A 25,628-nucleotide genomic window follows, 5' to 3' on the forward strand; every position below is an offset into this window, starting at 1 on the left:
TTGCGTCTGTAATGCTTTTCGCCGTCCGCGCATCATGAAAGCTCTGGCTACCCAAGTAAACAGGAGCGATCAACATGAACGGCTTGAGCGATGTGCGGCTGACGTTACACGGTCAGGAACTGGCGGCAGGACAAAATAACGGTGCGCGCGAGGCGCTGATGCGCAACGCACCGTCCGGTCTGAGTCGCTGGGGACTGTTCTGGCATCGTCTTCACACGCGCAAGGCGTTGCTCTCGCTCACGCCGGAGCAGCTCAGGGATGTGGGGTTGAGTCGGGAGCAGGCGCGGGAGGAGGGGCTTAAACCCTTCTGGCGGATCTGAGTTCTGTGGTGGTCTTTAGATCCATTCGCGGGCAAGCCTCGCTCCTACAAGGACACCCGCAATCCCTGTAGGAGCGAGGCTTGCCCGCGAAGGCGTCCTCAAGAACACAAAATCTTTCAGACCAACTCTTTAAGCCGATGCCACAACATCCCCAACGCCAGCAACGGCGACCGCAAATGCTTGCCACCCGGAAAAGTAATGTGTGGCACCTGAGCAAACAGATCGAACCCACCACTGTGCTGCCCGCTGATAGCTTCAGCCAACAACTTGCCCGCCAAATGCGTGGCATTCACCCCATGACCCGAATAAGCCTGGGCGTAATACACATTCGGCTGATCCTTGAGCCGACCAATCTGCGGTAGGCGATTGGCGCCGATGCCGATCATCCCGCCCCATTGATAGTCGATCTTCACCCCGGCCAGTTGCGCGAATACCTTCAGCATCTTCGGCCGCATGTAGGCGGCGATGTCCTTCGGGTCGCGTCCTGAATAATGACAAGCGCCGCCGAACAGCAAACGTCGATCCGCCGAAAGTCGGTAGTAATCCAGCGCCACACGCTGATCACAGACCGCCATGTTTTGCGGCAGCAGTGAGTGGGCCAGTTCTTCGCTCAAGGGTTCGGTGGCGATGATGTAACTGCCGGCGGGCAGCACCTTGCCGCTGAGTTCGGGGTTGAGATCGTTGAGGTAGGCGTTGCAGCCCAGCACCAGGGTCTTGGCGCGAACCGAGCCCTGGGTGGTATGGATCTTGATCTCGGGGCCGTATTCGATGCGGGTGACGGCCGAGCGTTCGAACAGTTTCGCCCCCAGTTGCTGTGCGGCGCCAGCTTCGCCCAAGGCCAGATTGAGCGGATGCAAATGTCCCGAGCCCATGTCGATCAGGCCGCCCACGTAACGGTCGGAACCCACTACCGAGTGCATTTCGTTGGCTTGCAGCAACCGGGTTTCGTAACGGTAGCCGAGGCTGCGCAGTTCTTCGGCGTCTTCGGCAAAGCCTTCCAGGTCACGAGGTTTGTTGGCGAGATCGCAGTAACCCCAGGTCAGGTCGCAGGGAATTTGAAAACGCTCGACCCGCTGTCGGACGATTTCCACCGCTTCCAGCCCCATGAGTTTCATCTGACGTACACCGTCCGCACCGATCACGTTGGCGAACTGATCGAGACCATGGCCAACGCCGCGAATCAATTGCCCGCCATTACGGCCGCTCGCGCCCCAGCCGATCTTGTGGGCTTCGAGCAGGATCACGCTAAGGCCGCGTTCGGCCAGTTCGAGCGCCGTGTTCAACCCGGAAAACCCGCCGCCGACCACGCACACATCGGCTACCTGCTCGCCTGCGAGCACTGGATAATCGGGTTGCGGCAGGCTGCTGGCAGCGTAATAAGAGCCCGTGTGCTGATGGCTCGGGGCAGATGGCTGAGCACGTGCAGTCATGTGCGTGTTCCTGATTATTGCGTTTAGAAAATTTGACGGAGCATAAGCCGGACTTTCCGACACGGGCAACACTGGTCGGTTGTGGCTGTCTGATTTGGGGCTTTTGCGTCAGAATCCCGGTCTATTCCGCATTCGGTCAAGGCTTCGATGAGCTGCAACAGTCAGAAAATTCGCACCCTGCGCCAGCAGATTCCCTCGTTCGAGTGCGTTCCCGGTTGCCATGACTGCTGTGGGCCGGTGACCACCTCGCCGGAAGAAATGTCCCGCCTGCCGCGCAAGACCCGCGCCGAGCAGGATGCAGCGATGGATGAACTCAATTGCGTGCACCTGGGGCCCGACGGCTGCACCGTGTATGACGAGCGGCCGTTGATCTGTCGGCTGTTCGGCACCACCAAGACCTTGCCGTGCCCCAATGGGCGAGGGCCGGTGGAGCTGATTCATCCGCGTGTGGAGAAGCAGATTCATGAGTACATGGCCAACACTCGGCAGGTGTTGGTGTAGCGGCTGCGTTCCGTCAGTTGGACCGAGTCGCGGCCTTCGCGAGCAAGCCCGCTCCCACATTTGGTCCTTGCCGTACACAAATCCATGCCCACTGAAGATCGAATGTGGGAGCGGGCTTGCTCGCGAAAGCGGCCGATCAGGTTCCGCCTATCTTCAATCCGGAATCGGCAAATTCAAGCTCTCTTTGACCTCTTCCATCACGATATAGCTCTTGGATTCCCGCACATGGGGCAGCTTGAGCAAGATATCGCCCAGCAACTTGCGGTACGAAGCCATCTCGGAAATCCGCGCTTTCACCAAATAGTCGAAATCCCCTGACACCAAGTGGCATTCCAATACGTGGGGCAGTTTCAGCACCGCGCGTCGGAACTCTTCGAAAGTATCGCCGGATTTGTAGTCGAGGCTGATCTCGACGAACACCAGCAGGCTACCCTTGAGATGCTGCGGATTGAGCCGGGCGTTGTAGCCCATGATGATCCCTTCGCGCTCCAGCCGCCGGACCCGCTCGGTACAGGGCGTGGTCGAGAGCCCGACCTTTTCCCCCAGCTCGGTAAAGGAAATGCGCCCGTCCGCTTGCAGGATCCGCAGGATGTTGCGGTCGATCTTGTCCAGCTCACGTTTGGTCTGGGTGTTGGTACGCATAGGGGATGCGCCTCCGTGAAAAGGGTTCTTGCCGAGAATTGTCGCCAAATATAGGCATTTATATAGTGAAAAGCACTGGCTAATCTTTTTTAAACTGCCCACATCTACGGTCTGAACAACAAACGTCAGCGGCAAGCCGCGATGAGGGATATGAAAATGCGCGTTATGGTCTTGGGTAGCGGCGTCATCGGTACCACCAGTGCTTATTATCTGGCGCGTGCCGGGTTTGAAGTGGTGGTGGTGGACCGTCAGCCGGCTGCTGCCATGGAGACCAGTTTCGCCAACGCCGGGCAGGTTTCGCCGGGTTATGCCTCGCCGTGGGCGGCGCCAGGTGTGCCGCTCAAGGCCATCAAGTGGCTGTTGCAGCGCCACGCACCGCTGGCAATCAAGGCCACCGCCGACATCGACCAATACCTGTGGATGGCGCAGATGCTGCGCAACTGCACCGCCAGCCGCTATGCGGTGAACAAGGAACGCATGGTCCGCCTGTCCGAGTACAGCCGTGACTGCCTCGACGAGTTGCGCGCCGAAACCGGCATTGCCTACGAAGGCCGCAGCCTCGGTACGACACAGCTGTTCCGTACCCAGGCTCAACTCGACGGCGCCTGGAAAGACATTGCCGTGCTGAAAGAGTCCGGCGTGCCGTTTGAACTGCTCGACCGCGCCGGCATTGCCCGGGTTGAGCCGGCGCTGGCCAGCGTTACCGACATCCTCGCCGGTGCCCTGCGCCTGCCGAACGACCAGACCGGCGACTGCCAGATGTTCACCACCCGCCTGGTCGAAATGGCTACCAAACTGGGTGTGGAATTCCGCTTCGACCAGGACATTCAGCGCCTCGACTACGCCGGCGACCGCATCAATGGTGTATGGATCGACGGCAAGCTGGAAACCGCTGACCGCTACGTCCTGGCACTCGGCAGCTACTCGCCGCAACTGCTCAAGCCGCTGGGCATCAAGGCGCCGGTGTATCCGCTCAAGGGTTATTCGCTGACCGTGCCGATCACCAATCCGGCGATGGCCCCGACTTCGACTATCCTCGACGAGACCTACAAGGTCGCGATCACCCGTTTCGACAACCGCATCCGCGTCGGCGGCATGGCTGAAATCGCCGGTTTTGACCTGTCGCTGAACCCGCGTCGGCGCGAAACCCTGGAGATGATCGTCAACGACCTTTATCCTCAGGGCGGCGATCTGACCAAGGCGAGTTTCTGGACCGGTCTGCGTCCGACCACGCCGGATGGCACGCCGATCGTTGGCGCCACCCCGTTCAAGAACCTGTTCCTGAACACCGGTCACGGCACGCTCGGTTGGACCATGGCCTGCGGCTCCGGTCGCTTGCTGGCTGACCTGATGGCGAAGAAAACCCCGCAGATCAGCGCCGAAGGCCTCGATATCTCTCGTTATGGCAACAAAACCCAGGAGTCCGCAAAACATGTCAATCCAGCGCCAGCTCACCAATGAGCGCATGAGCCAGATCGTTGTCCACAGCGGCACCGTCTATCTGGCAGGGCAAGTCGGCGACGACATGAGTGCCGGGATTGAACAGCAGACCCGTGAAACCCTCGCCAACATCGAGCGCTTGCTGGACCTGGCCGGAACCGACAAGAGCCGTTTGCTGTCGGTGACGATTTACTTGAAAGACATCGACGCGCACTTCGAAGGCATGAACGCGGTGTGGGACAAGTGGCTGCCCAAAGGCGTCGCACCGGCTCGCGCGACGGTTGAGTCGAAGCTGTGCGAACCGGAAATCCTGGTGGAGCTGTCGGTTGTAGCCGCTCTGCCGTAACTGCTTTGACATAGCTGCTCTGAAATAACTGCTCTGGGATAAGTAGCTCAGAACGATCCCTCTCCCGGTGCTACTGGCGGTTTTATGCCCTCAGCCAGCGCCGGTTTTTCTTCCCATTGACCGACCAGAAGTCTGCCGCCATGCGTCCTGCCCGTGCCCTGATCGACCTTCAAGCCCTGCGTCACAACTACCAGATCGCCCGTGAAGTCACGGGTGCCCGTGCCCTCGCCGTGATCAAGGCCGATGCCTATGGCCATGGCGCAGTGCGTTGCGCCCAGGCACTTGAAGCCGAAGCGGACGGGTTCGCCGTGGCCTGCATCGAAGAGGCCCTGGAACTGCGCGCCGCCGGAATTCGTGCGCCGGTGGTGCTGCTGGAAGGTTTTTTCGAAGCCGATGAACTGTCGCTGATCGTCGAGCATGAGTTCTGGTGCGTGGTGCATTCGCTGTGGCAACTCGAAGCCATCGAGAAGGCAGCACTGAGCAAGCCGATCACGGTCTGGCTCAAACTCGACTCGGGCATGCATCGGGTCGGTCTGCATCCAAAGGATTACCAGGCGGCCTATCAACGACTGCTGGCCAGCGGCAAGGTCGCCAAGATTGTGCTGATGAGTCACTTCGCCCGCGCCGATGAGCTGCACAGTCAAGCCAGTTCCGAGCAAGTGGCAGTCTTTGAAGCCGCGCGCCAGGGGTTGTCCGCCGAGATCAGCCTGCGCAATTCACCGGCGGTGCTGGGTTGGCCGCAGATCCCGAGTGATTGGGTGCGTCCGGGCATCATGCTCTACGGCGCGACGCCTTTCGAGGAAACCAACGCGGTGGCGTCACGTCTGCAACCGGTGATGACCCTCGAATCGAAAGTGATTGGCGTGCGTGAACTGCCAGCCGGCGAGCCGATCGGTTATGGCGCGAAATTCATCACGCCTAAACCGATGCGCGTTGGCGTGGTGGCCATGGGTTACGCCGATGGATACCCGCGTCAGGCGCCGACCGGTACCCCGGTGATGGTCGCCGGGCAGCGCAGTCAGCTGATCGGGCGGGTGTCGATGGACATGCTGTGCATCGATTTGACCGATGTGCCGCAAGCCGGCCTCGGTTCGACCGTGGAGTTGTGGGGTAAAAACATCCTCGCCAGCGACGTGGCCAAGGCCGCCGACACGATTCCTTACCAGATCTTCTGCAACTTGCACCGGGTGCCGAAGCTCTATTGCGGGGCTTAGCCCAAAGCGCCGCGGACCGAAAGTCGCCTCGCCGAACAGGATTCAGGCCCAAGTGTTGTAAATACTGAACGCTGTCGCCATGATAACGCTCAATATTCCAACAACCTGAATCTTGGAGGCGCAAGCTTGGACGTCGGTGAACGACTGCAATCCATCCGTAAGCTCAAAGGCCTTTCCCAGCGTGAACTCGCCAAGCGGGCGGGCGTCACCAACAGCACCATTTCGATGATCGAGAAGAATAGCGTCAGCCCCTCGATCAGTTCGCTGAGGAAAGTGTTGGGCGGGATTCCCATGTCCATGGTCGAGTTCTTTTCCGAAGAGATCCTGCAGGAAAAACCGACTCAGATCGTCTACAAGGCCAACGAGCTGATCGATATTTCCGATGGCGCCGTGACCATGAAACTGGTCGGCCGGGCACACCCGAGCCGGGCTATCGCGTTCCTCAATGAAATCTACCCGCCAGGCGCCGACACCGGTGACGAGATGCTCACCCACGAGGGCGAGGAAACCGGGATTCTGCTTGAAGGAAGGCTGGAACTGGTGGTCGGGCTTGAAACTTTTGTGCTTGAAGCCGGCGATAGCTACTACTTTGAAAGCACCAAGCCGCACCGTTTTCGTAATCCGTTCGATGCGCCGGCGCGACTAATCAGCGCAGCTACACCCGCGAACTTTTAACAAAAGAGGCGCCCTGCCAGCATGGCGGAGGGACCCGAACTGTTTTTCCGCTGCACAACAAGACCCCTTCGACTTTGGGGTTGTTTCAGTGTGGCGGGCTTACCGTTATACTTGCGCCCGCCTGCGAACCGTGGCCGTGGGCGTGACTAGCCACCATTGAGGGTGAACGCGTGAATCTAATTATGAAAATGCTGGCTGCACCAGCAACCGTATTGGCCCTATGGGCAGTCAGCGCTCAAGCTGCGACTAACGATGAAATTGCCAAGCGCCTTGCGCCAGTCGGCCAGGTCTGTGTTCAGGGTCAAGAGTGCAAGGGCATGGAAGTGGCCGCTGCCTCGGGCGGCGGTGGTGGTGCCAAAGCGCCTAAAGATGTCATTGCAAAGCACTGCAATGCTTGCCACGGCACCGGCCTGCTGGGTGCACCGAAAATCGGTGACAAGGCTGCCTGGAAAGAGCGCGCTGATCACCAGGGCGGCCTCGACGGCATTCTGGCCAAGGCCATTACCGGTATCAACGCAATGCCGCCTAAAGGCACCTGTGCCGACTGCTCCGACGACGAGTTGAAGGGCGCCATCAAAGAGATGTCCGGCCTGTAAAACGCCTGCATCTCTCGCGAAAAAGCCGCTTGCGAGCGGCTTTTTTGTGCCTGCGATTTGCCCTTGGGACTATCCTTTGCAGCAAAGGCCCGGCAAGCCCAAGCGAATGCGGTCCACTGTAGGAGCGAGCTTGCTCGCGATGGACTCAAGAGCGCCGCGTTTAACCAGTAAATACGCGTTATCGTTAACGACCATCGCGAGCAAGCTCGCTCCTACAGTGAACGGCATTATGGCAAGCTCGGTCTAATCCCCATTCACGGAACGCAAGGGAGGATCAGATGGTGCAGCTGTGTTCTATCGAGCAGGCGGTCGATGATGTGTTGGCACGGTTGCCTGCGCATATCCACATGGGCTTGCCCCTCGGTCTGGGCAAACCCAACCACTTCGTCAACGCGCTGTTTCAGCGCATTGCACAACGGCCCGAACGGCAGCTGACCATCTACACCGCCCTGTGCCTGGGCCGCCCTTCGTTAGGCGACGGTCTGCAAAAGCGCTTCCTCGAACCCTTCATCGAACGGGTTTTCGGCGACTACCCCGAACTGGATTTCCTGGCAGATCTACATAAAGACAACCTGCCGTCCAACATTCATGTTCAGCAATTTTTCCTGCAGCCTGGCAGCCTGCTCAACAGTGCAGCGGCGCAGCGCGATTACGTCAGCAGCAACTACAGCCACGCCGCCCGGGACATCAACGCCGCCGGCTTGAACCTGGTGGCGCAGCTGGTAGCCAGTCACAGCGAGCATCCCGACCGCCTGAGCCTGAGCTGCAACCCGGACATCACCCTCGACCTGTTGCCGATGATCGCCAAACGCCGGGCAGCAGGGGAAACGATCCTGCTGGTAGGGCAGGTGCACAACGACTTGCCATACATGCCCGGCGACGGGGAAATCGGCATCGATACCTTCGACCTGTTGATTGACGAGAAAGACCGCACGACGCTGTTCTCCACGCCGAACATGCCGGTGGGTTTTCAGGATCACTTCATTGGCCTGCACGCCAGCACGCTGGTGCGCGATGGCGGCACCTTGCAGATCGGTATCGGCGCCATGGGTGATGCCCTGACCGCCGCGTTGCTGGCGCGACAAGCCGACAATGACGGTTACAAGGCATTGCTCGCGGACATCAATCTCAGTCAGTGGGCGCAACTAATCGATCGTGAAGGCGGCGTCGAACCCTTTGCCAAGGGCCTTTACGGTTGCAGCGAAATGTTCGTCAACGGCTTGCTGGTGCTGGCTGATGCCGGGATTGTGCGGCGTAAGGTCTACCCCGATGTGCCGACCCAGCAACAGGCGAATGCCGGCACCCTGGACGAGACCGCTCAGACTGACGGCATCTGCGTCCATGGCGGCTTCTTCCTCGGGCCGCGCACTTTCTACGAGCGCTTGCGCGAGTTGCCCCAGAGCAAGCGGCTCGCATTCAACATGACCCGCATCAGCTACATCAACGAGCTTTATGGTCAGGAAGAGCTCAAGCGTCTGCAGCGCCTCGATGCGCGCTTTATCAATACCGTGTTCACCATGACCCTGTTGGGTGCCGGGGTGGCGGATCAGCTGGAAGACGGGCGGGTACTCAGCGGTGTGGGCGGGCAATACAACTTTGTCGTCCAGGGCCATGCGCTGGAAGGCGCGCGTTCGGTGCTGCTGCTACGCAGTTGGCGCGAGTCGGGTGGTGAAGTCAGTTCGAACATTGTCTGGGAATACGGGCATTGCACGATCCCGCGGCACCTTCGGGACATTGTGGTGACCGAATACGGCATCGCCGATTTGCGCGGCAAGACGGATGCGGCAGTGATCGAGGCATTGCTGAGCATCAGCGACTCACGCTTTCAGCCGGGGTTGATCGAGCAGGCGCAGAACATTGGCAAGTTGCCGAAGAACTTCCGCCTCGATCCGCGGTTTGCGGATAACAATCCGCAGCGTTTGCAGGCGATTCAGGCGCAGCATCCGAATCTGTTTCCGGAGTATCCGCTGGGGTGTGATTTCACCGAGGTGGAGCGGGATGTGTTGCGGGCGCTGAACTGGTTGAAGAGCAAGTTCAAGCTCACGCAGATTTTGGAATTGGGCAAGGCTGCGCTGGATGCGCCAGAGCCTTCGGCGTTTCCCGGGCATCTGGAGCGGATGCAACTGACCAACCCGCAAGGGCTGAAAGAGGATCTGTTTCAGCGGCTGCTGCTCACCGGCCTCAAGGCCACCGCCATTTAGCGGCCAACATAAATCAAATGTGGGAGCGGGCTTGCTCGCGAAAGCGGTATATCAGTCAGGGAATATGTCGACTGACACTACGCATTCGCGAGCAAGCCCGCTCCCACACAAGTTCTGTGGTGTGGCGGCTTACTCGATAAAGGTCACAACGCCACCCGCCAGCGACTGAACGCGAGCCAGGGATTCAACGCGATATCCTTGGGCATCCAGCTCCGCACGCCCCCCCTGGAACGACTTCTCGATCACGATCCCCAAACCAGCCACGGTAGCGCCGGCCTGTTTGATGATCGAAATCAGCGCTTGCGACGCCTTACCGTTGGCCAAAAAGTCATCGATGATCAGCACGCGGTCGCTGCTGGTCAGGTGGCGCGGGGAGATCGCCACCGTGCTTTCGGTCTGCTTGGTGAACGAGTAAACGGTCGCCGACAGCAGGTTTTCGGTCAGGGTCAGGGACTGATGCTTGCGCGCGAAAATCACCGGCACGCCGAGGTTCAGACCGGTCATGATCGCCGGGGCAATACCCGAGGCTTCGATGGTGACGATCTTGGTGATGCCCGAGTCCTTGAACAGCGTGGCAAATTCATCGCCAATCAGCTTCATCAGGGCCGGGTCGATCTGGTGGTTCAGAAAGGCGTCGACTTTCAGGACCTGATCGGAAAGCACGATGCCTTCTTCGCGGATTTTCTTGTGCAGTGCTTCCACAATAGCTTCCTCTGTTGGCGCTACGGGCGCCGAAGGTAGATTGAAAATAGTCGATTCTAGCGCCTTAGCATCGCGCGTATATCCGCCAATGCCGAATTGCCGCGCACGGCTTTGACTTCGGTCGGGGTGTCATCGTTGCCTTCCCAGGCCAGGTCGTCCGGCGGCAGTTCGTCGAGGAAACGGCTTGGTGCGCAGTCGATGATCTCGCCGTATTGCTTGCGCTTGGCGGCGAAGGTGAAGGCCAGGGTCTGACGCGCACGCGTAATCCCGACGTAGGCCAGGCGGCGTTCTTCCTCGATGGTGTCGGCTTCGATACTGGAGCGGTGCGGGAGAATTTCCTCTTCCATGCCCATGATGAACACGTAGGGAAATTCCAGGCCCTTGGAGGCATGCAAGGTCATCATCTGCACACCTTCGGCGCCGTCTTCCTCTTCCTGCTGACGTTCCAGCATGTCGCGCAGTACGAGTTTGCCGATGGCGTCTTCGACGGTCATCTCGCCTTCTTCGTCTTTCTCCAGCGTGTTCTTCAACGCCTCGATCAGGAACCACACATTACCCATGCGGTAATCGGCGGCCTTGTCGCTGGAGCTGTTGGTGCGCAGCCAATTCTCATAGTCGATGTCCATGACCATGCTGCGCAGCGCCGAGATCGGGTCTTCGCCGGCGCACTGCTCGCGGACCCTGTCCATGAAGCGCTTGAAGCGCGACAGGCGATCGGTGAAACGGGCATCCAGGTGTTCGCCCAGGCCGATTTCGTCGGTGGCGGCGTACATCGAGATTTTTCGCCCGGTGGCGTAATTGCCAAGTTTTTCCAGCGTGGTCGAACCGATCTCCCGGCGTGGGACGTTGATCACCCGCAGGAAGGCGTTGTCGTCATCCGGGTTCACGATCAGGCGGAAGTAAGCCATCAGGTCTTTCACTTCCTGGCGTCCGAAAAAACTGTTGCCGCCGGACAATCGATAAGGAACCTGGTGATGCTGCAGCTTCAGCTCGATCAACTTGGCCTGGTAGTTACCGCGATACAGAATCGCGAAATCGCTGTACGGCCGGTCGGTACGCAGGTGCAGGCTGAGGATTTCCACAGCCACGCGCTCGGCTTCGGCGTCTTCGTTGCGGCAGCGGATCACGCGGATCTCGTCGCCGTGGCCCATCTCGCTCCACAGCTGCTTTTCGAATTCGTGTGGGTTATTCGAGATCAGCACGTTGGCGCAGCGCAGGATGCGGCTGGTGGAGCGGTAGTTCTGCTCGAGCATGACGACTTTCAGGGACGGGTAATCGTCCTTGAGCAACATCAGGTTTTCCGGGCGGGCGCCGCGCCAGGCGTAGATCGACTGGTCGTCGTCGCCGACCACGGTGAACTGGTTACGGGTGCCGATCAGCAGCTTCACCAGCAGATATTGGCTGGCGTTGGTGTCCTGGTATTCGTCCACCAGCAGGTAGCGGACTTTGTTTTGCCACTTTTCAAGGATGTCGGCGTGTTCCTGGAAGAGTTTTACCGGCAGCAGGATCAGGTCGTCGAAGTCCACCGCGTTGAACGCCTTGAGCGTGCGCTGATAATGGGTATAAACGATGGCGGCGGTCTGTTCCTTGGGGTTGCGCGCATTTTCCAGGGCTTCGGGCGGCAGGATCAGGTCGTTTTTCCAGGAGCCGATCATGTTCTTGATCTCGTCGACACCGTCGTCGCCCGAGTATTCCTTCTGCATGATGTCGGTCATCAAGGCTTTGACGTCGGTCTCGTCAAAGATCGAAAACCCCGGCTTGTAGCCCAGGCGAACATGTTCCTTGCGGATGATGTTCAGGCCCAGGTTGTGAAAGGTGCACACCGTCAGGCCGCGGCCTTCGCCGCCCTTGAGCAGGGTGCCGACCCGTTCCTTCATCTCGCGCGCGGCCTTGTTGGTAAAGGTCATGGCGACAATGTACTGGGCGCGGATGCCGCAGTTCTGGATCAAGTGCGCGATCTTGCGCGTGATCACGCTGGTCTTGCCGGAGCCCGCGCCGGCGAGCACCAAAAGAGGGCCGCCGACGTAGCTCACGGCTTCTTGCTGCCGGGGATTGAGTCGGGACATACGAAATCAGGGAGTCGTTTGCGAAATGGGCCGGCATTTTAACAGGCTCAGCGAATTGTGCTGCTCTCTCCGACTTGTGACGTAGCGCGCTTTCCTCAATTGCCGGTTTTGTTACTTTCACGCAGGATGCGCACTGAGTTTGCGCCTGATGTTCGACATTCGAATTCAAGGCCGCGTTTGACAACCGATGTCATTTGGTCATTGGTGACCGGCGCTGCATAATGCCCGCCGCCTACATCATTGCAGAGTCTAGGGAGCCAGCTTGTCTACGCCTGTCGAACCCTTGCGTTTGCTGCTACTGGCGGAAGAGCCGGCGTGGGCAGCGTTGTTGCGCGAGTGTCTGGCTCCGATGGGGAGCTCGGCAGTGCTGATCAGCGCGCCTAGCTGGGAGTCGGTCAGCAGTCTGTTCGATGACAACCGCAGCGCGGTGTTATTGACGATCCCGGCCCTTCAGCCTCTACCGGGTCGTTGCAGTCTGCCAACGGTATTGCTGCTCGAACATGAGCCGCTGTCGCCGCCCGATGGTGTGAGTGACTGGTTGGTGCGCGATCTGCTTGATCCGGGCATGTTGCGCCGTTGCCTGCGGCATGTGCGTGAGCGCGGTGTGCTGGAAAATACGCTGCAGCGCCTGGCCGAGCAAGACCCGCTGACCGGCATCGCCAACCGTCAGGGGTTCCAGACCTTGCTGGCGGCGCGGCTGGCGGAAAACGAAGGCCGCGGCCTGGCGCTCGGCCACCTCGACCTCGACAACTTCCGTCACGCCAACGACTCCCTCGGCCATCAGGCCGGTGACCGATTGATCCTGCAAGTGGTGGCTCGGCTCAAAAGCCAACTCGAGGTCGGCGATCAACTGGCCCGGTTGGGCAGCGATGAATTTGCCTTGTTGATCGACACCCGTCGCGCGCCCGAACGCGCCGAGTGGATGGCCGAGCGCATCACCGAAGCGCTGGCCGAGCCCTATTGGATCGACGGCGAAAGCCTGTTGATCGGTTCCAGTCTCGGTATTGCCCACGCCCGGGTCCAGGCCGGTGCCGACCCACTGATGTGGCACGCGCACATTGCCATGCAGCAGGCCAAGAGCACACAGGGCTGCACCTTTCATATCTTCAACGAACGCATCAATCGCAATGCCCGCAGCATGGCTGACCTGGAAAGTGAGCTGCGCCGGGCCTTGCGTCGCGATGAACTGGAGTTGCACTACCAACCACGGCTGAACCTCGAGGACGGGCAAATCGTCGGTCTCGAAGCCTTGGTGCGCTGGCGGCATGCTGAACGCGGCTTGCTGCCACCGAGCGAGTTCGTGCCGCTGGCCGAGCAAAGCGGTTTGATCGTGCCGCTGGGTTACTGGGTGATTTCCCGCGCCTTGCGCGACATGCAGGCGCTGCGCGAACGGGGTTTGCCGGCGCTGCACATGGCGATCAACCTGTCGTTCCGGCAGTTTCAGGACAGCCAATTGCTGTCGACCCTGAGCCGGCTGATTGCCGAGCGCGGCGTCGAGGCGCAGTGGCTGGAGTTCGAACTGACCGAAACTGCGGTCATGCGCCGCAGTGATCTGGTGAAACAGACCATGGATGCCCTGGGGCGCCTGGGCGTACGCTTCTCCCTGGACGACTTCGGCACCGGATTCTCTTCGTTCGTGCACCTCAACAGCCTGCCGATTGCCTTGCTGAAGATCGACAAGAGCTTTGTCGGCGGCATGGAACGGCGTGAAGAGAATCGCAAACTGGTGCATGCGATGATCAACCTGGCACACAACCTCAATCTCGAAGTGGTCGCCGAGGGTGTGGAAACGCCGGAGCAGCTGCAGCTGTTGCGTGGGTTTGGGTGCAATCAGGTGCAGGGGTATCTGATCAGCAAGCCGTTGCCGTTGGTGGAGTTGGTTGAGTATCTGACGTTTGGCGCCAACCAGCAGCCGATGCTGGAAGGCGTGAGCTAAACACAACGCCTTGTAGGAGCGAGCGGTGCGGCGATCCGACTTGCCCGCGAAGGCCGTTACGCGGTGTACCTGATACATCGTGCAATGGCCTTCGCGGGCAAGTCGGATCGCCGCACCGCTCGCTCCTACAGGTCTATGCGATCTCTAAATGCTGCTGCGGCGCCGGCTCCCGCTGAATCATCCGCTTCATCTTCCACTCAAACGCCAGCGTCAGGCTCACCGCCGCGCACGCCAGCCCCAGCGCCAGGCCCCACCAGACGCCAGTCGGCCCCCCATCCAAATGGAAGGCCATCCACCACGCGGCTGGCGCCCCAATCAGCCAATAGCAGCCCAGCCCGACCAGGAACGTGGTCTTGGCATCCTTGAGCCCGCGAATGCAGCCCATGGCGATGGTTTGCGTGCCGTCGAACAGCTCGAACCATGCCGCCACCGCCAACAGGCTCACAGCCAGGTTGATAACCTCGCGGAATGCCGGGTCGTTGTGGTCCAGGAACAGGCCGATCAACTGATTCGGCAGCAGCCAGAAGACCATCGCAAAGCCCAGCATCGCCGCCGCCCCGAAAACAATTCCGACCCGTCCGGCCAGCCGCGCGCCCAACAGTTGCCCCGCACCGTAGTGCTGGCCGATGCGCATGGTGATCGCATAGGAAAGCCCCGCCGGAATCATGAACGCCACCGAGACGATCTGCAGGGCAATCTGATGCGCCGCCAGTTGCGTACTGCCCATGGTGCCCATGCACAGCGCCGCAAAGGCAAACAATCCGACTTCCACCGCGTAGGTGCCGCCAATGGGCAGGCCGAGGCGCCACAGTTCCTTCAGATACTGACGGTTGGGCCGCGACAGGCCCTGGCGCAGTGGATAAGCGTCGTAGGCCGGGTGCCGACGGATGTGCAACGCCAGCGCCAGCGCCATGAAGTTGGCAACGATCGCTGTCACGAGGCCGATGCCCACCAGGCCCATTTTCGGCAAACCGAACATGCCGGTGATCAACGCATAATTGAGCAGGAAGTTGGCCACCGTGCCGCCGAGGCTGATGACCATCACCGGCGTCGCCCGGCCGATGGCGCTGGTGAAACCACGCAGGGCCATGAAGCTCAGGTAGCCGGGCAGGGCGAACGGCAGGACCAACAGGAACTGCCCGGCCGCCTCGACGTTGGTTTCGGTCTGGCCGAACAGCAGCAGCACCGGCTTGAGGTTCCACAGCAGCACACCCGCCACCAGCGCCATCAACCACGCCAGCCACAAGCCGGCCTGGGTCAGCCGCGCCGCGCCGACGATGTCGCCGGCGCCCTGACGGATCGCAACCAGGGTGCCGACCGCCGCAATGACGCCGATGCAGAAGATCGACACGAACGAATAACTGGCTGCACCCAGGCCGCCGCCAGCGAGTGCCTCGGGACTCAGGCGCGCCATCATCAAGGTGTCGGTGAGGACCATCAGCATGTGCGCCAACTGCGAGGCAATCAACGGCCCCGCCAGCCGCAGGATGGCCCAGAGTTCAATGCGCGCTGGATGCTGCATGGTCATCACGCTCGATCGATAAAGTAAGCAGGAAAGCGTCGATTCTCGGCGCTTTGCTGGGTTTTCACAAAGGGATAAAAAGGATGGGTGGCATGATTAAAACTCATGCTAAGAAGTTTCTGTTAACTTCATCTCATTACGCTGTAGGAGTCTTCCTGATGTCCCGTCGTCTTCCTCCCTTATATGCCCTTCGCGCATTCGAAGCAGCGGCGCGACATAGCTCGTTTACCCGCGCCGCCGAAGAATTGTCGATCACTCAAAGTGCGGTCAGCCGGCACATTCGTACGCTCGAAGAGCATTTCGCCTGCCGGCTGTTCCATCGCAGTGGACGCAATCTGCAATTGACCGAGTCCGCGCGGCTGATCCTGCCCGGCATCCGCGAAGGGTTCGCGGCACTGGAGCGCGCTTGCCACACACTGCGTGCCGAAGATGACATCCTGCGCATGAAAGCCCCGTCCACCCTGACCATGCGTTGGCTGCTGGCGCGGCTCAGCCGATTCCGGCATCTGCAATCGGGTAACGAGGTGCAACTGACCAGCGCCTGGATGGACATCGACTCGGTGGACTTCAATCATGAACCGTTCGACTGCGCCGTCATCCTCAGCAACGGGAATTTTCCTCCGGACTGGGAGGCCAGCTTCCTGTTCCCGGAGGAGCTGATCCCGGTCGGTGCGCCGAATCTTCTGAACGATCAACCGTGGGACCTAGCGCGCCTGGCCAATGCCGAACTGCTGCACCCGACACCGGATCGTCGTGACTGGCGCAATTGGCTGGAGCGCATGGGCCTGACCGATCAGGTGTCGCTCAAGGGCGGGCAGGTGTTCGACACGCTGGAGCTGGGCATGATCGCCGCCGCCCGCGGGTACGGCGTATCCATGGGTGATCTGCTGATGGTGGCGGAGGACGTTGCCCAGGGACGGCTGAGCCTGCCGTGGCCGACGGCCGTCGCCAGCGGTGAGAAATATTACCTGGTCTGGCCGAAAACACGCCCTGGGGGTGAGCGTATGCGTCGGCTCAGCGATTTCCTGCAGGGCGAAGTACGGGCGATGGAGTTACCGGAGGTGGAGCGTCTGAGCTGAATCGATGCGGTTTTGGTGGTCACACATCTTGAGCTCACCGCAAATTCCCTCCCTGTGGGAGCTTGCTCGCGATGGGATCGCCTCAACGTTCTGGGTTAACTCAAAGCTTCGAATCGACAGGCGTTCTTAATCTTGTGTGTAGGGCTTGATGAATCGTTTCAGCAGGTCTATAAAAATGGCACAACTCCAAGAAAGGCTGCTGCCATGACTCCGCTCAAACTCCTCATTAGCCTCGGCGCACTGTCCGCCGCCTCCCACGTGATGGCCTGGGACTACGTCCTGCTCGACACCGACAAGGCCGCCCAGAACTGGCAAATCACCAGCCAGCAACTCGGGGTAAAAACCGATAAACCCTTCTCTGTGACCTTGCGCACCTTGCACGGCGGTCGGCAGGAAGGCGTCAGCGTCGTCGACATCGATAACGGCACCATGAAACTTTCGGTGGTGCCGACACGAGGGATGAACGTCTTGCAGGCCTCGGTCGGCACTGTACGCATGGGTTGGGATTCGCCGGTCAAAGAGGTAGTCAATCCAGCCTTCATCGAACTTAACGGTCGCGGTGGCCTTGGCTGGCTGGAAGGCTTCAACGAACTGGTCACCCGCTGCGGCTACGAATGGGTCGGCCACCCCGGCATCGACAATGGCGAGCTGCTGACCCTCCACGGTCGCGCCGCCAACATCCCGGCCAATAAAGTCACCCTGCACATCGACGAAAAACCGCCTTACACCATCAGCCTGCGCGGCGAGCTGAAAGAGCAGGCGTTCAAGAAAGTCGACTTCTCTGTCGCGACCGAACTCGTCACCGAACCCGGCAGTGTGAGCTTCAGCCTCAATGACACCCTGACCAATAACGGCGACTATTCGAAGGAATACCAGGCGCTGTACCACAGCAACTTCAGCACCCCATTCCTCGAGCAGGGCGCCCGCTTTGTCGCGCCGGTGAAACAGGTATCGCCGTTCAACGACAAAGCCAAGGGTGATCTGCCGGACTGGCAAACCTACCGCGCACCCACCAAGGACTACGACGAAACGGTTTACAACGTGGTGCCTTATGCCGACGCCAAGGGCGATACGCTGACCGTGCTGCATAACAAGGCGGGCAGCCTGGGTGTCTCGGTCGGCTTCAACACTCAAACACTGCCCGTGTTCTCCCTGTGGAAAAACACCGATACCCAAGGGCAGGGCTATGTCACGGGTCTTGAGCCGGGGACGAGCTTTTCCTACAACCGCCGGTACCAGCGGCCACTGGGCCTGGTGCCGACGATTGGGCCGAAGGAGCAGAAGCAGTTCCTGATCAGCTACAGCTTGTTGGCGGACAAGGGCGCCGTGGATCAGGCGCTGAAGCGGGTGAGCGACATTCAGGCCGGGCGGGAAACTGAGGTGCGGCAAGTACCGTTGGTGGATCTCACTAAGGGATGACATTGAGTGGCGCTTAGAATCAGGTGAATTTCAACAACAAGCCTTATCTCTGCAAAAAAACGCTTACGAAATGAGGTTTTCCAGAAAAAACGTTTATACGACTATGGGTTCGACGGCCTGTATTGAAGCGCCTCAGCCAAATGTTCGCGTCGAATGCCATCGAGTTGCTCAAGGTCCGCCAATGTGCGCGCTACCTTGAGCAGCCGGTGGGCGGCTCGCAAGGACAAGGTCAAACGCTCGCAAGCGGTTTCCAGCCAGTTTTCATCGGCTGTGGATAGCTTGCAGTGTTTGCGCAGGCCCGGCAGATCAAGGAAGGCGTTCGCACAACCTTGGCGTTTCTGTTGCCGTTCTCGTGCGTTGGCTACCAGCACCGCGGCAGCGGCCGTACTGTCACCGGGTTTAGTCGCGGGATTCAACGCCGTAGTTTCGCGGGCGACTGTCAGGTGCAGGTCGATGCGATCCAGCAGCGGCCCAGACAGTTTGTTGCGATATCGCTGGACCATGTCCGGTGTGCAGGAACATCGGCCACTAGGCTCGCCAAGGTATCCACAGGGGCAAGGATTCATCGCGGCGACCAGTTGGAAGCGCGCCGGGAAGCGTACGCGGTCCCTGGCGCGGGAGATCACGATGTGGCCGGATTCCAGTGGCTCCCTCAGTACCTCCAATACCTTGCGATCAAACTCCGGGAGTTCATCGAGGAACAGCACGCCGTGGTGGGCGAGGGTGATTTCGCCGGGTTGAGGTTTCGAGCCTCCGCCCACCAGTGCCGGCCCGGAGGCGGAGTGATGGGGTTGGCGAAACGGTCGCTGCGGCCAATGGCTCAACGGCACACAACTGGCGACCGATTGAATCGCCGCGACTTCCAGCGCCTCGCTTTCTGCCAATGGCGGCAACAGCCCCGGCAGACGACTCGCCAACAGTGTTTTCCCCGTTCCCGGAGGCCCGCTGAACAGCAGGTTATGCGCGCCCGCCGCCGCAATCAGCAATGCACGCTTGGCCGCGAGTTGGCCCTGCACCTCGTTCAAATCGGGATAGGGTTTACTGGCATGCATCAAGCCATCCGAAACGTAAGGCTCGATGGGCATATGACCATTGAAATGCGCGACCGCTTCCAGCAGATGGTCCACCGCAATCACCTTCAACCCCGACGCCAGGCACGCCTCTTCGGCGTTAGCTCGCGGCACCACTAATGTCCGCCCGGCCTTGCGCGCTGCCAGTGCCGCCGGCAGCACACCGCGAACCGCCCGCACTGCACCGGACAGCGCCAATTCCCCAAGGCATTCCACATCGTCCAGGGTGAGCGTCGGCACCTGAACACTGGCCGACAGAATCCCCAAGGCAATCGCCAGATCAAATCGGCCGCCATCCTTAGGCAGATCAGCGGGAGCGAGATTCAACGTGATGCGCCGCGCCGGAAATTGCAGGCCCGAATTGATGATCGCACTGCGCACGCGGTCCTTGCTTTCCCTTACGGCTGTTTCGGGCAAGCCGACCATCGTCAGGGATGGCAAACCGTTGGCCAGATGGACTTCCACGGTGACGGCGGGTGCATCCACGCCAATCTGGGCGCGGCTGTGGACGATGGACAAAGACATGGTCGTTCCTTGATATGACGGGGGCCGCTTCCTGCGGTGTTTTCAAGGGTAGTCCGGTATGGAGTATTTGGCGGGAGGAGCCGGAGGAAGTTTTCACTGGATGTTGCGACTAGTTTTTCCGGAATTGCCGGTCAAAAAACTGTGTTGAGGATATGGTGGTTCGTTCAACCAGCAGAATTCAGGATTTTCCGCCCGCCAGAAGGCCACTTTGTTCGAGTTTTCTACCATGCGTTGCGGCTACTTCAAGAAAGTGCCGTTGATTGGCTGAAACTTTTCCAGCTAACCGAAACGCTTCGGCGTGAAATTCAACAATTTGGAGCACCCTTGTTATTCGCTTTTTTTGGTTCATACGCACCTCGTGCGATAGTTTGCTTTGTTTGATGATCAGTTGCTTTCCCTTTTCTTCTCATCGTTTTTTTCTGTTTGGATCTGACTGCAGAAGATAGATGAGGAAGCTGGGATTACGTAATCAGGCGAGGGGGACAGACTTTGTAGGAACATACTTACGTAACTGAAAGATGCCTCAGTTGGCCAGCGGGAAATTTCCTAGTGTTGTTTCCGCTTTTACGTAGGTCCAGAAAAGCCGGTATCGTTGATGGACCTACTCCGTCTGCAATTGATAGAATTCAATCAAGGGCTCTTATAGAGCAGGGGTGTTGAGGTTCACTACGATATTGCCTCAATACTGTGGATGTGCAGGATTCGTGGATCCTGTGGTAGCGGCAACCGGTAACAATGGTTGGCTTTCGACCCCTTTCGAGATACGTTTCTCGGACGTGCTAAGCGAGCGCTGCGACTACCAGCCCTGAATACATTGCACCCGAGTTTCAAGGCGAAAAAAGCGTAAAGAGCACGTGCTATCAATCAGGCCATGGAGCTGTTTTTGTAGGACCGTTCCTAAATAGATGAAGGAACCCGGTGAAAGAGCGAGGATGGGCTTGCCTGCTGACAATTGCTGCTTATGATCACGGATAAATGCGTCTTGTAGGAGGTGAAAATGGTCCGGATTGGAATGCGCCCGATTCATCCTGGTGAAATTCTCAGCGAGGAGTTTATGAAGCCGCTGGGCATTACAACGGCGGCTTTGGCTAGCTCGCTGAACGAGCCTGTGGCTGAAGTGAACGACGTTGTAAGGCGGCAGAGTGGAGTCAGTGATGGTCTGGCGAAGAAGCTATCCATGCATCTGAAGACCACACCCGAATTCTGGCTTAATCTGCAGTCAGCCTATGATTTTCGTACATTCCAGATAGAACGTGGTTGGACGGTTAGAGGCAAAGCGATCGCAGCATTCCCTAAGCTCAATTTCACCACGACGTATTGATTGAGTATCTTGGCTCCTCACGATTAGTGCGTGCGGCACGTCTTTCAGTCGAATCCACGACTAATTATCCAATATTAATTATCATTGATTATTTTGGTGAAGAAATCCTACAAGTCTACAAGTGCAGTAAATATGAGTATGGAAAAAATCCAAGGTTTGACTTTTTTGTTGGAGTCAGTTTATTTTGCGACAAAATAAAATGGATCCAATATTAAAGGCGGTGGCTTTGGACATATTGATGGGCTTGATTGCTGCATTATTTTGGGGCGGAACAGACTTTCTTGTAGGATTAAACGCACGTGCTGTCGGGGTAAAAAGAGCCGTGTTTTTCGGTCAGGCATTAGGTTTTATCTTGATGAGTGCTCTTCTGCTCCTATACCCGGCCTATCTTGCCAAGTCTTTGTCGGCTCCAGCGGAAGTCTGGATTTTGGGAGGCATCGCTGCTGTGTTAACGGTTGCCGGCGCCTTGGCTCTATCAAAAGCTTTTGCATTAGGTAAGGCAGCAATTGTTGCACCACTTGTAACGTCGTATGGCGTATTTACCACGGCGCTAGCGTGGGTCAGTGGGGATATTATTGTGCTCACACAGTTAGCCGGAATAGCCGTGTGCGTTGTTGGAGTACTTCTGACCAGTGCGCATAGCAACGCCGACGGTACTGTTAAACGTAAAAACAAGGTTTCAATAGTGTATGGTCTGCTTGCCGCGCTTTTGTATGGTGCAAGTTTCTGGGTTCAGGGGAAATATACCCTTCCCTTACTCGGGCCAATTACCATGTTGTGGCTTGGCTACGCGGTTGGTCTTTTCATTTTGTTCTTTCTGGTGCTGAAAGTCGATGCTGGCGTGAAATTACCTTCTGCGAAAAGTTTCGGTACCTTGACGAGTGCTAGCTTATTAAACTTGGGCGGTTTCTCGGCGTTTTCGTTCGGCGCGATCAGCGGTTCTGTATCGGTAGTGACAGTAATCAGCACATTGTCAGGTGGGATAGCGGCCGTGTTGGGTTATTTTTTCTTTAAAGAGCGTCTTGGCATCATACAGGTGGTAGGCATCATCCTGGTTCTGGTGGGTGCGATAATTCTACATTTGTTTCACTGAGTCTTAGCGCCGATTCTGTCCAAAAATGCTGATTGTTATATGTATGGCATTTCCTTTAAAGCATACGGATTGCTCTGTCAGACCCAACACGCTGCCAAGGAAGACCGACTACCACCACCTGAAGCTGCTCGGGACTCAACTCCATTTGTCCTCCGTATTGCTGGCCAGTCAGTGGCACTGGGTGGTGGATTGGCAAGCTCCGAAATGGGGCGTTTCAAGGAAGATTTACACTTGAAATATTGACTAGAGGTTGGCATTAACGGATCATCATTTTTGAGGACTGCAACTGCGCATTCGTCGGGACTGGGCACCAGCTAAGGCCCCCCCGCATTTTTGGCAGCAGAGAAAGCTGGTTTCTCTGAAGTAGTGACGACGGGCTCGCCTGTCGGATTCTGAACCCAAGGTCGCAAGGCTGGGAGCTAAAGAATCGCTGCGACTACTCCTCAAAATTATCTAAAAGGCGTCCGTTGGACGCCTTTTTTTTATTTCTGATTCGGTATTACTCGTGGTATCTGTCCGACTAGCGTTCCATGTGCACGCTTTTGCGGATACCAAGTCACTACGTAATAACCAAAGCCAGTGACGCGTTCGTGTCTCGGCTCTAGGATCAGTGTTCCCATGGATGTCCTCAATACTGCGATCCGATTTCCGCCGCGCTGTTCTTTGAACTCGCAGTAGATCTGCGCTCCCGGAACGATCATTTTCGACAGAAGAGCTGCTACCCCGTCGATCGTCTGACAGCCATGCTTGAGTAAGTCGGCCTTATGGGCTTCCCACACGTGTATTACGCCAAAACCGCTGTTCACTCGGCGATGAACACCTACACGCAGATAAATCTCCCCTCCCGGCAAGCCGAATTTCGGCATGTCGGGAATGGTGCCAAAGCTAAAACCGCCATCTGGGTGTGGTACTAACGCGTTTTCTTTACGTTTGAGCAGTTCAGACAAGAACAAATCCAGAGCCAGAATGACCGGTTGTATAGCGCCGGTCCTGAGGCGGAGTGATGGGTTGGCGAAACGCTCACTGTCGCCAATGGCTCAATGGCTCAACGGCACACGACTGACGACTGGTTGAATTGTCGCGACGTCCAGCGCCTCGCTTTCTGCCAGTGTTGATACCAGCCCGGGCACACGACTCACCAACAAGGTTCAGTTTCTTTTACCGGCCAGTAAACCAATTGGCTCAAGTTCTTTGCCGTGCTCGGCAGCGACTTTAAAAAAGCGGCGTTGATTGGCCGATATACTTCCGGCCAGCCGAAGCGCTTCGGCGTGAAACTCTGCAATTTGTAACAGTTTTGCCTTTCGTTTTTTTTGGCTCATACACACCTCGTGCGAGTGGCATTTTCTTCTCATTGCTTGCGTCATTGAATATCAAGGCGAAAAGCGTAAAGGAACGGGTGCGTATTGGTAAATCAGGCCATGGAGCTGCTAGTTGTAGGACCGTGCCTAGATCGATGAAGGACGCCGGACTCTGCAATCGACCTATGATTTGCTTACATTCCAATCGAGCATGATTGAACGGCTAAAGGTCAGAGCGATTGCAGCATCCGTGAAGCTCGTTTCCACCATGGAGCACTGACTGCGCGTCGTGGTTGTTCTTCTTCAGGAATTACGTGCGGAACATCCTGCAGCCGAATCCACGGCTGGTTGTTCCAGTGCAGCAAACTCAATGACATCTGCGGCCAATTCAGCCGGCTCAGAATCGGGCGTTCGGTTGAGGCGGGTTGCTGGGCGTCTCTGAGGGCTGGCACTACTTCGTGGGTCAGCCATTCGCGCAGGGCTCGGTATTCGGGGCAGTAGTGATAGACCAGTAGCGCGTAGACGCCGGATTCGCTGATCAGAAGGGTGTTTTCGATGCGGCCGTGGGTGAGTATTTTTGCGGTTTGGCGTTGGTCGGGGTCGAGTTTTCGGAGGGTGCGTTCGTCGAGGAAGAGACGGAGCAGTCGGCCGAGGTCGCGGGCGCTGAACCAGGGTTGGTTTTGCAGGAGGAGGGCGTGGAGGGGGAGTTTGTGACGGGTGAAGATGTGGGGGGTTAGGTAGTTTTCGTCCATCGTGCAGTTCTCGGATTCGAATGAAGAAAACTGCCTCTGATCGTCGCCAAACGAAAAGGGTGGCAGCTATGCGCGGGTTGGCGAACCGGTGAACCCCGAAAACCGGCAGACCCTAAGGTCTCCCACGCAAAGCCGCCATAATTCGAGATGAGGATAATTTCCTGGTTCGAACGTGGTCACGGTGCGTCGGGGCTTTCCGGGTCGCCAAACCCAGTGCTGAACATTCAGCATTGGGTGAGCTTAGGAACCTGGGCTTCGCGGCGCAATCGGACGGCGGTGGTGATGTTTGTAGGACGTTGCTGAGATGTTTGCGGGGCGTGAGATCAAGAGATCGTCCGAACGCGGCTCTAACCTTCGGCAGGTCCTACTGGGGTGGTCCAGCCAGTGTGGGGTGGCGGAAGACCGAGGTGACCCTATTCGCGGGCAAGCCCGCTCCCACAGGGATTGTGGGGTTATTCGGTTGGCGGGTTGAGCTTGGCTTCCAGCTCGGCCACTTTCGCCTCGAGGCTCTCCAGCCGTGCCCGGGTCCGTGCCAGCACTACCATCTGGCTATCGAACTCTTCCCGACTCACCAGATCCAGTTTGCTGAAGCCGCTTTGCAGCAAAGCCTTGAACTGGCTTTCGATTTCGTTTTTCGGCAGCGGAGTGTCGCCGCTGAAGAGCCGGGAGGCGGTGCCGGTCAGGGCGTCGAGGAAGTCTTTGGGCGCGAGCATGGGAAAGGTCCTGGAAACAATGGCGAGCAGTGTATCACGCAGTGTCTATAGTCAATTCCGACCGCAGGGATGCACGCTTTTCGCGCATGGGGACGGACGGCAGCGCACTGTTGTTGTGCGTAATCCTCGGGCCATTCTGGCGCAGGGTCAGCGGGTTGCGATCAAGCCATTGAATTCATGGGTTTTTGTGGAGATGGCAAGCTTTCTGCTTAGGCGGTAGTGACCCATGCACTGATGCAGTCGCTGTGACGAATGCAGTGCGCCAAGCGGAACGGGGAGTTTCGTGAGGAGCGGTTAGCTGGCGTCGGACGGGCAGGTAAGGCCGACGATGCGTTACAAAGCCAGGCACTGCGCTTAGACTTGAGTCGGGTTTGTTTTCCTGGGGCAAGTCCACCAATTCGGGAGAGAGTTTTCATGAAGCTAGTCACTGCCATCATCAAGCCGTTCAAACTGGACGACGTGCGCGAGTCGCTGTCCGAGATCGGCGTGCAGGGTATTACCGTTACTGAAGTCAAAGGCTTCGGGCGGCAGAAGGGTCACACCGAGCTGTATCGCGGCGCGGAATACGTGGTCGATTTTCTGCCCAAGGTGAAAATCGATGTCGCCATTGACGACAAGGATCTGGATCGGGTTATCGAGGCGATAACCAAGGCGGCCAACACCGGCAAGATCGGTGACGGCAAGATCTTCGTGGTCAATCTGGAACAGGCGATTCGCATCCGTACCGGCGAAACCGATACCGACGCGATCTAAGCCGCCACACACCC

Annotated in this window: 25 protein-coding genes; 14 read left to right on the top strand and 11 right to left on the bottom strand. The window is 58.2% G+C overall.

Annotation, left to right across the window (positions count from 1 at the left end):
- The first annotated feature begins 74 nt into the window (after positions 1-74).
- Positions 75-320 carry a DUF1127 domain-containing protein gene (locus F8N80_RS09565; protein ID WP_150745161.1) on the top strand — a complete coding sequence of 82 codons (246 nt, stop codon included), beginning with the start codon at positions 75-77 and terminating at the stop codon, positions 318-320.
- Positions 321-436: 116 nt separating this feature from the next.
- Here F8N80_RS09565 and F8N80_RS09570 read toward each other — a convergent pair whose 3' ends face one another.
- Entirely contained in the window at positions 437-1,750 is a 1,314-nt protein-coding gene (locus F8N80_RS09570) for an NAD(P)/FAD-dependent oxidoreductase (protein ID WP_150745162.1), read from the bottom strand.
- 147 nt (positions 1,751-1,897) lie between these two features.
- Here F8N80_RS09570 and F8N80_RS09575 point away from each other — a divergent pair, with 147 nt between their 5' ends.
- A complete protein-coding gene (locus tag F8N80_RS09575; protein WP_150745163.1) occupies positions 1,898-2,251 on the top strand; it encodes a YkgJ family cysteine cluster protein in 354 nt (117 codons plus the stop codon).
- A gap of 153 nt (positions 2,252-2,404) precedes the next feature.
- Here F8N80_RS09575 and F8N80_RS09580 read toward each other — a convergent pair whose 3' ends face one another.
- On the bottom strand, positions 2,405-2,893 hold the full coding sequence (locus tag F8N80_RS09580; RefSeq protein WP_003206849.1) for an Lrp/AsnC ligand binding domain-containing protein: 489 nt from the start codon (positions 2,891-2,893) through the stop codon (positions 2,405-2,407).
- Positions 2,894-3,049: 156 nt separating this feature from the next.
- Here F8N80_RS09580 and dadA point away from each other — a divergent pair, with 156 nt between their 5' ends.
- The 6 genes from dadA to F8N80_RS09610 all read left to right on the top strand — a co-directional run bounded on the left by dadA (position 3,050) and on the right by F8N80_RS09610 (position 9,365).
- Complete coding sequence (dadA, locus tag F8N80_RS09585; RefSeq protein ID WP_150745164.1) at positions 3,050-4,354, top strand: D-amino acid dehydrogenase; 1,305 nt, start codon at positions 3,050-3,052, stop codon at positions 4,352-4,354.
- Positions 4,326-4,679 carry a RidA family protein gene (locus F8N80_RS09590; protein ID WP_109626698.1) on the top strand — a complete coding sequence of 118 codons (354 nt, stop codon included), beginning with the start codon at positions 4,326-4,328 and terminating at the stop codon, positions 4,677-4,679. The genes dadA and F8N80_RS09590 overlap by 29 nt, the downstream gene beginning before the upstream one ends.
- A 140-nt stretch (positions 4,680-4,819) precedes the next feature.
- The gene (gene alr, locus F8N80_RS09595; RefSeq protein ID WP_150745165.1) at positions 4,820-5,893 is read left to right on the top strand and encodes an alanine racemase; all 1,074 of its coding nucleotides are present in this window, start codon (positions 4,820-4,822) and stop codon (positions 5,891-5,893) included.
- 126 nt (positions 5,894-6,019) lie between these two features.
- Positions 6,020-6,568: a cupin domain-containing protein gene (locus F8N80_RS09600; RefSeq protein ID WP_008150195.1), complete on the top strand. Its 549-nt coding sequence runs from the start codon at positions 6,020-6,022 to the stop codon at positions 6,566-6,568.
- A gap of 182 nt (positions 6,569-6,750) precedes the next feature.
- A complete protein-coding gene (locus F8N80_RS09605; protein WP_150745175.1) occupies positions 6,751-7,164 on the top strand; it encodes a c-type cytochrome in 414 nt (137 codons plus the stop codon).
- Between the two features lie 278 nt (positions 7,165-7,442).
- Complete coding sequence (locus F8N80_RS09610) at positions 7,443-9,365, top strand: acetyl-CoA hydrolase/transferase C-terminal domain-containing protein (RefSeq protein ID WP_150783753.1); 1,923 nt, start codon at positions 7,443-7,445, stop codon at positions 9,363-9,365.
- Positions 9,366-9,494: 129 nt separating this feature from the next.
- On the opposite strand, the gene F8N80_RS09615 is transcribed toward F8N80_RS09610, so the two are convergent.
- Both F8N80_RS09615 and rep read right to left on the bottom strand, forming a co-directional pair.
- The gene (locus tag F8N80_RS09615; protein ID WP_020799401.1) at positions 9,495-10,067 is read right to left on the bottom strand and encodes a xanthine phosphoribosyltransferase; all 573 of its coding nucleotides are present in this window, start codon (positions 10,065-10,067) and stop codon (positions 9,495-9,497) included.
- 56 nt (positions 10,068-10,123) lie between these two features.
- On the bottom strand, positions 10,124-12,133 hold the full coding sequence (rep, locus tag F8N80_RS09620) for a DNA helicase Rep (protein WP_150783754.1): 2,010 nt from the start codon (positions 12,131-12,133) through the stop codon (positions 10,124-10,126).
- A 262-nt stretch (positions 12,134-12,395) separates the two neighbouring features.
- Here rep and F8N80_RS09625 point away from each other — a divergent pair, with 262 nt between their 5' ends.
- The gene (locus tag F8N80_RS09625) at positions 12,396-14,069 is read left to right on the top strand and encodes a putative bifunctional diguanylate cyclase/phosphodiesterase (protein WP_150745169.1); all 1,674 of its coding nucleotides are present in this window, start codon (positions 12,396-12,398) and stop codon (positions 14,067-14,069) included.
- A gap of 133 nt (positions 14,070-14,202) precedes the next feature.
- Here the strand turns inward: F8N80_RS09625 and F8N80_RS09630 are convergent, their stop codons facing one another.
- Entirely contained in the window at positions 14,203-15,591 is a 1,389-nt protein-coding gene (locus F8N80_RS09630) for a NorM family multidrug efflux MATE transporter (protein ID WP_150783755.1), read from the bottom strand.
- 158 nt (positions 15,592-15,749) lie between these two features.
- On the opposite strand from F8N80_RS09630, the gene F8N80_RS09635 reads away from it, so the two are divergent.
- Together F8N80_RS09635 and F8N80_RS09640 are read left to right on the top strand one after the other, a co-directional pair.
- Complete coding sequence (locus F8N80_RS09635) at positions 15,750-16,670, top strand: LysR substrate-binding domain-containing protein (RefSeq protein WP_150783756.1); 921 nt, start codon at positions 15,750-15,752, stop codon at positions 16,668-16,670.
- Between the two features lie 204 nt (positions 16,671-16,874).
- Positions 16,875-18,089, top strand: coding sequence for an aldose 1-epimerase family protein (locus tag F8N80_RS09640; protein WP_150783757.1), 1,215 nt, complete (start codon positions 16,875-16,877; stop codon positions 18,087-18,089).
- A 101-nt stretch (positions 18,090-18,190) separates the two neighbouring features.
- Here the strand turns inward: F8N80_RS09640 and F8N80_RS09645 are convergent, their stop codons facing one another.
- A complete protein-coding gene (locus F8N80_RS09645) occupies positions 18,191-19,684 on the bottom strand; it encodes a YifB family Mg chelatase-like AAA ATPase (protein WP_150783758.1) in 1,494 nt (497 codons plus the stop codon).
- Between the two features lie 178 nt (positions 19,685-19,862).
- Entirely contained in the window at positions 19,863-20,033 is a 171-nt protein-coding gene (locus F8N80_RS31145; protein ID WP_191632891.1) for a hypothetical protein, read from the bottom strand.
- A 648-nt stretch (positions 20,034-20,681) separates the two neighbouring features.
- On the opposite strand from F8N80_RS31145, the gene F8N80_RS09650 reads away from it, so the two are divergent.
- Both F8N80_RS09650 and F8N80_RS09655 read left to right on the top strand, forming a co-directional pair.
- Positions 20,682-21,005: a HigA family addiction module antitoxin gene (locus F8N80_RS09650; protein ID WP_150783759.1), complete on the top strand. Its 324-nt coding sequence runs from the start codon at positions 20,682-20,684 to the stop codon at positions 21,003-21,005.
- A gap of 238 nt (positions 21,006-21,243) precedes the next feature.
- Positions 21,244-22,098 carry a DMT family transporter gene (locus F8N80_RS09655; RefSeq protein WP_150783786.1) on the top strand — a complete coding sequence of 285 codons (855 nt, stop codon included), beginning with the start codon at positions 21,244-21,246 and terminating at the stop codon, positions 22,096-22,098.
- Positions 22,099-22,580: 482 nt separating this feature from the next.
- On the opposite strand, the gene F8N80_RS09660 is transcribed toward F8N80_RS09655, so the two are convergent.
- The 4 genes from F8N80_RS09660 to F8N80_RS09670 form a co-directional block, all read right to left on the bottom strand.
- Positions 22,581-23,045, bottom strand: coding sequence for a hypothetical protein (locus tag F8N80_RS09660; protein ID WP_150783760.1), 465 nt, complete (start codon positions 23,043-23,045; stop codon positions 22,581-22,583).
- A 201-nt stretch (positions 23,046-23,246) separates the two neighbouring features.
- Positions 23,247-23,417 (bottom strand): hypothetical protein, encoded by a 171-nt coding sequence (locus tag F8N80_RS31150; protein WP_191632892.1) that lies wholly within the window; start codon positions 23,415-23,417, stop codon positions 23,247-23,249.
- A gap of 209 nt (positions 23,418-23,626) precedes the next feature.
- Positions 23,627-24,148: a BRO-N domain-containing protein gene (locus F8N80_RS09665; RefSeq protein ID WP_150783761.1), complete on the bottom strand. Its 522-nt coding sequence runs from the start codon at positions 24,146-24,148 to the stop codon at positions 23,627-23,629.
- A 452-nt stretch (positions 24,149-24,600) separates the two neighbouring features.
- On the bottom strand, positions 24,601-24,861 hold the full coding sequence (locus F8N80_RS09670; protein ID WP_150748691.1) for an accessory factor UbiK family protein: 261 nt from the start codon (positions 24,859-24,861) through the stop codon (positions 24,601-24,603).
- A 414-nt stretch (positions 24,862-25,275) separates the two neighbouring features.
- Here F8N80_RS09670 and glnK point away from each other — a divergent pair, with 414 nt between their 5' ends.
- The gene (gene glnK, locus F8N80_RS09675) at positions 25,276-25,614 is read left to right on the top strand and encodes a P-II family nitrogen regulator (protein ID WP_002555808.1); all 339 of its coding nucleotides are present in this window, start codon (positions 25,276-25,278) and stop codon (positions 25,612-25,614) included.
- Positions 25,615-25,628 lie beyond the last annotated feature (14 nt).

The sequence above is a fragment of the Pseudomonas fluorescens genome (genome assembly GCF_902497995.1).
GTDB lineage: Bacteria > Pseudomonadota > Gammaproteobacteria > Pseudomonadales > Pseudomonadaceae > Aquipseudomonas > Aquipseudomonas fluorescens_BK.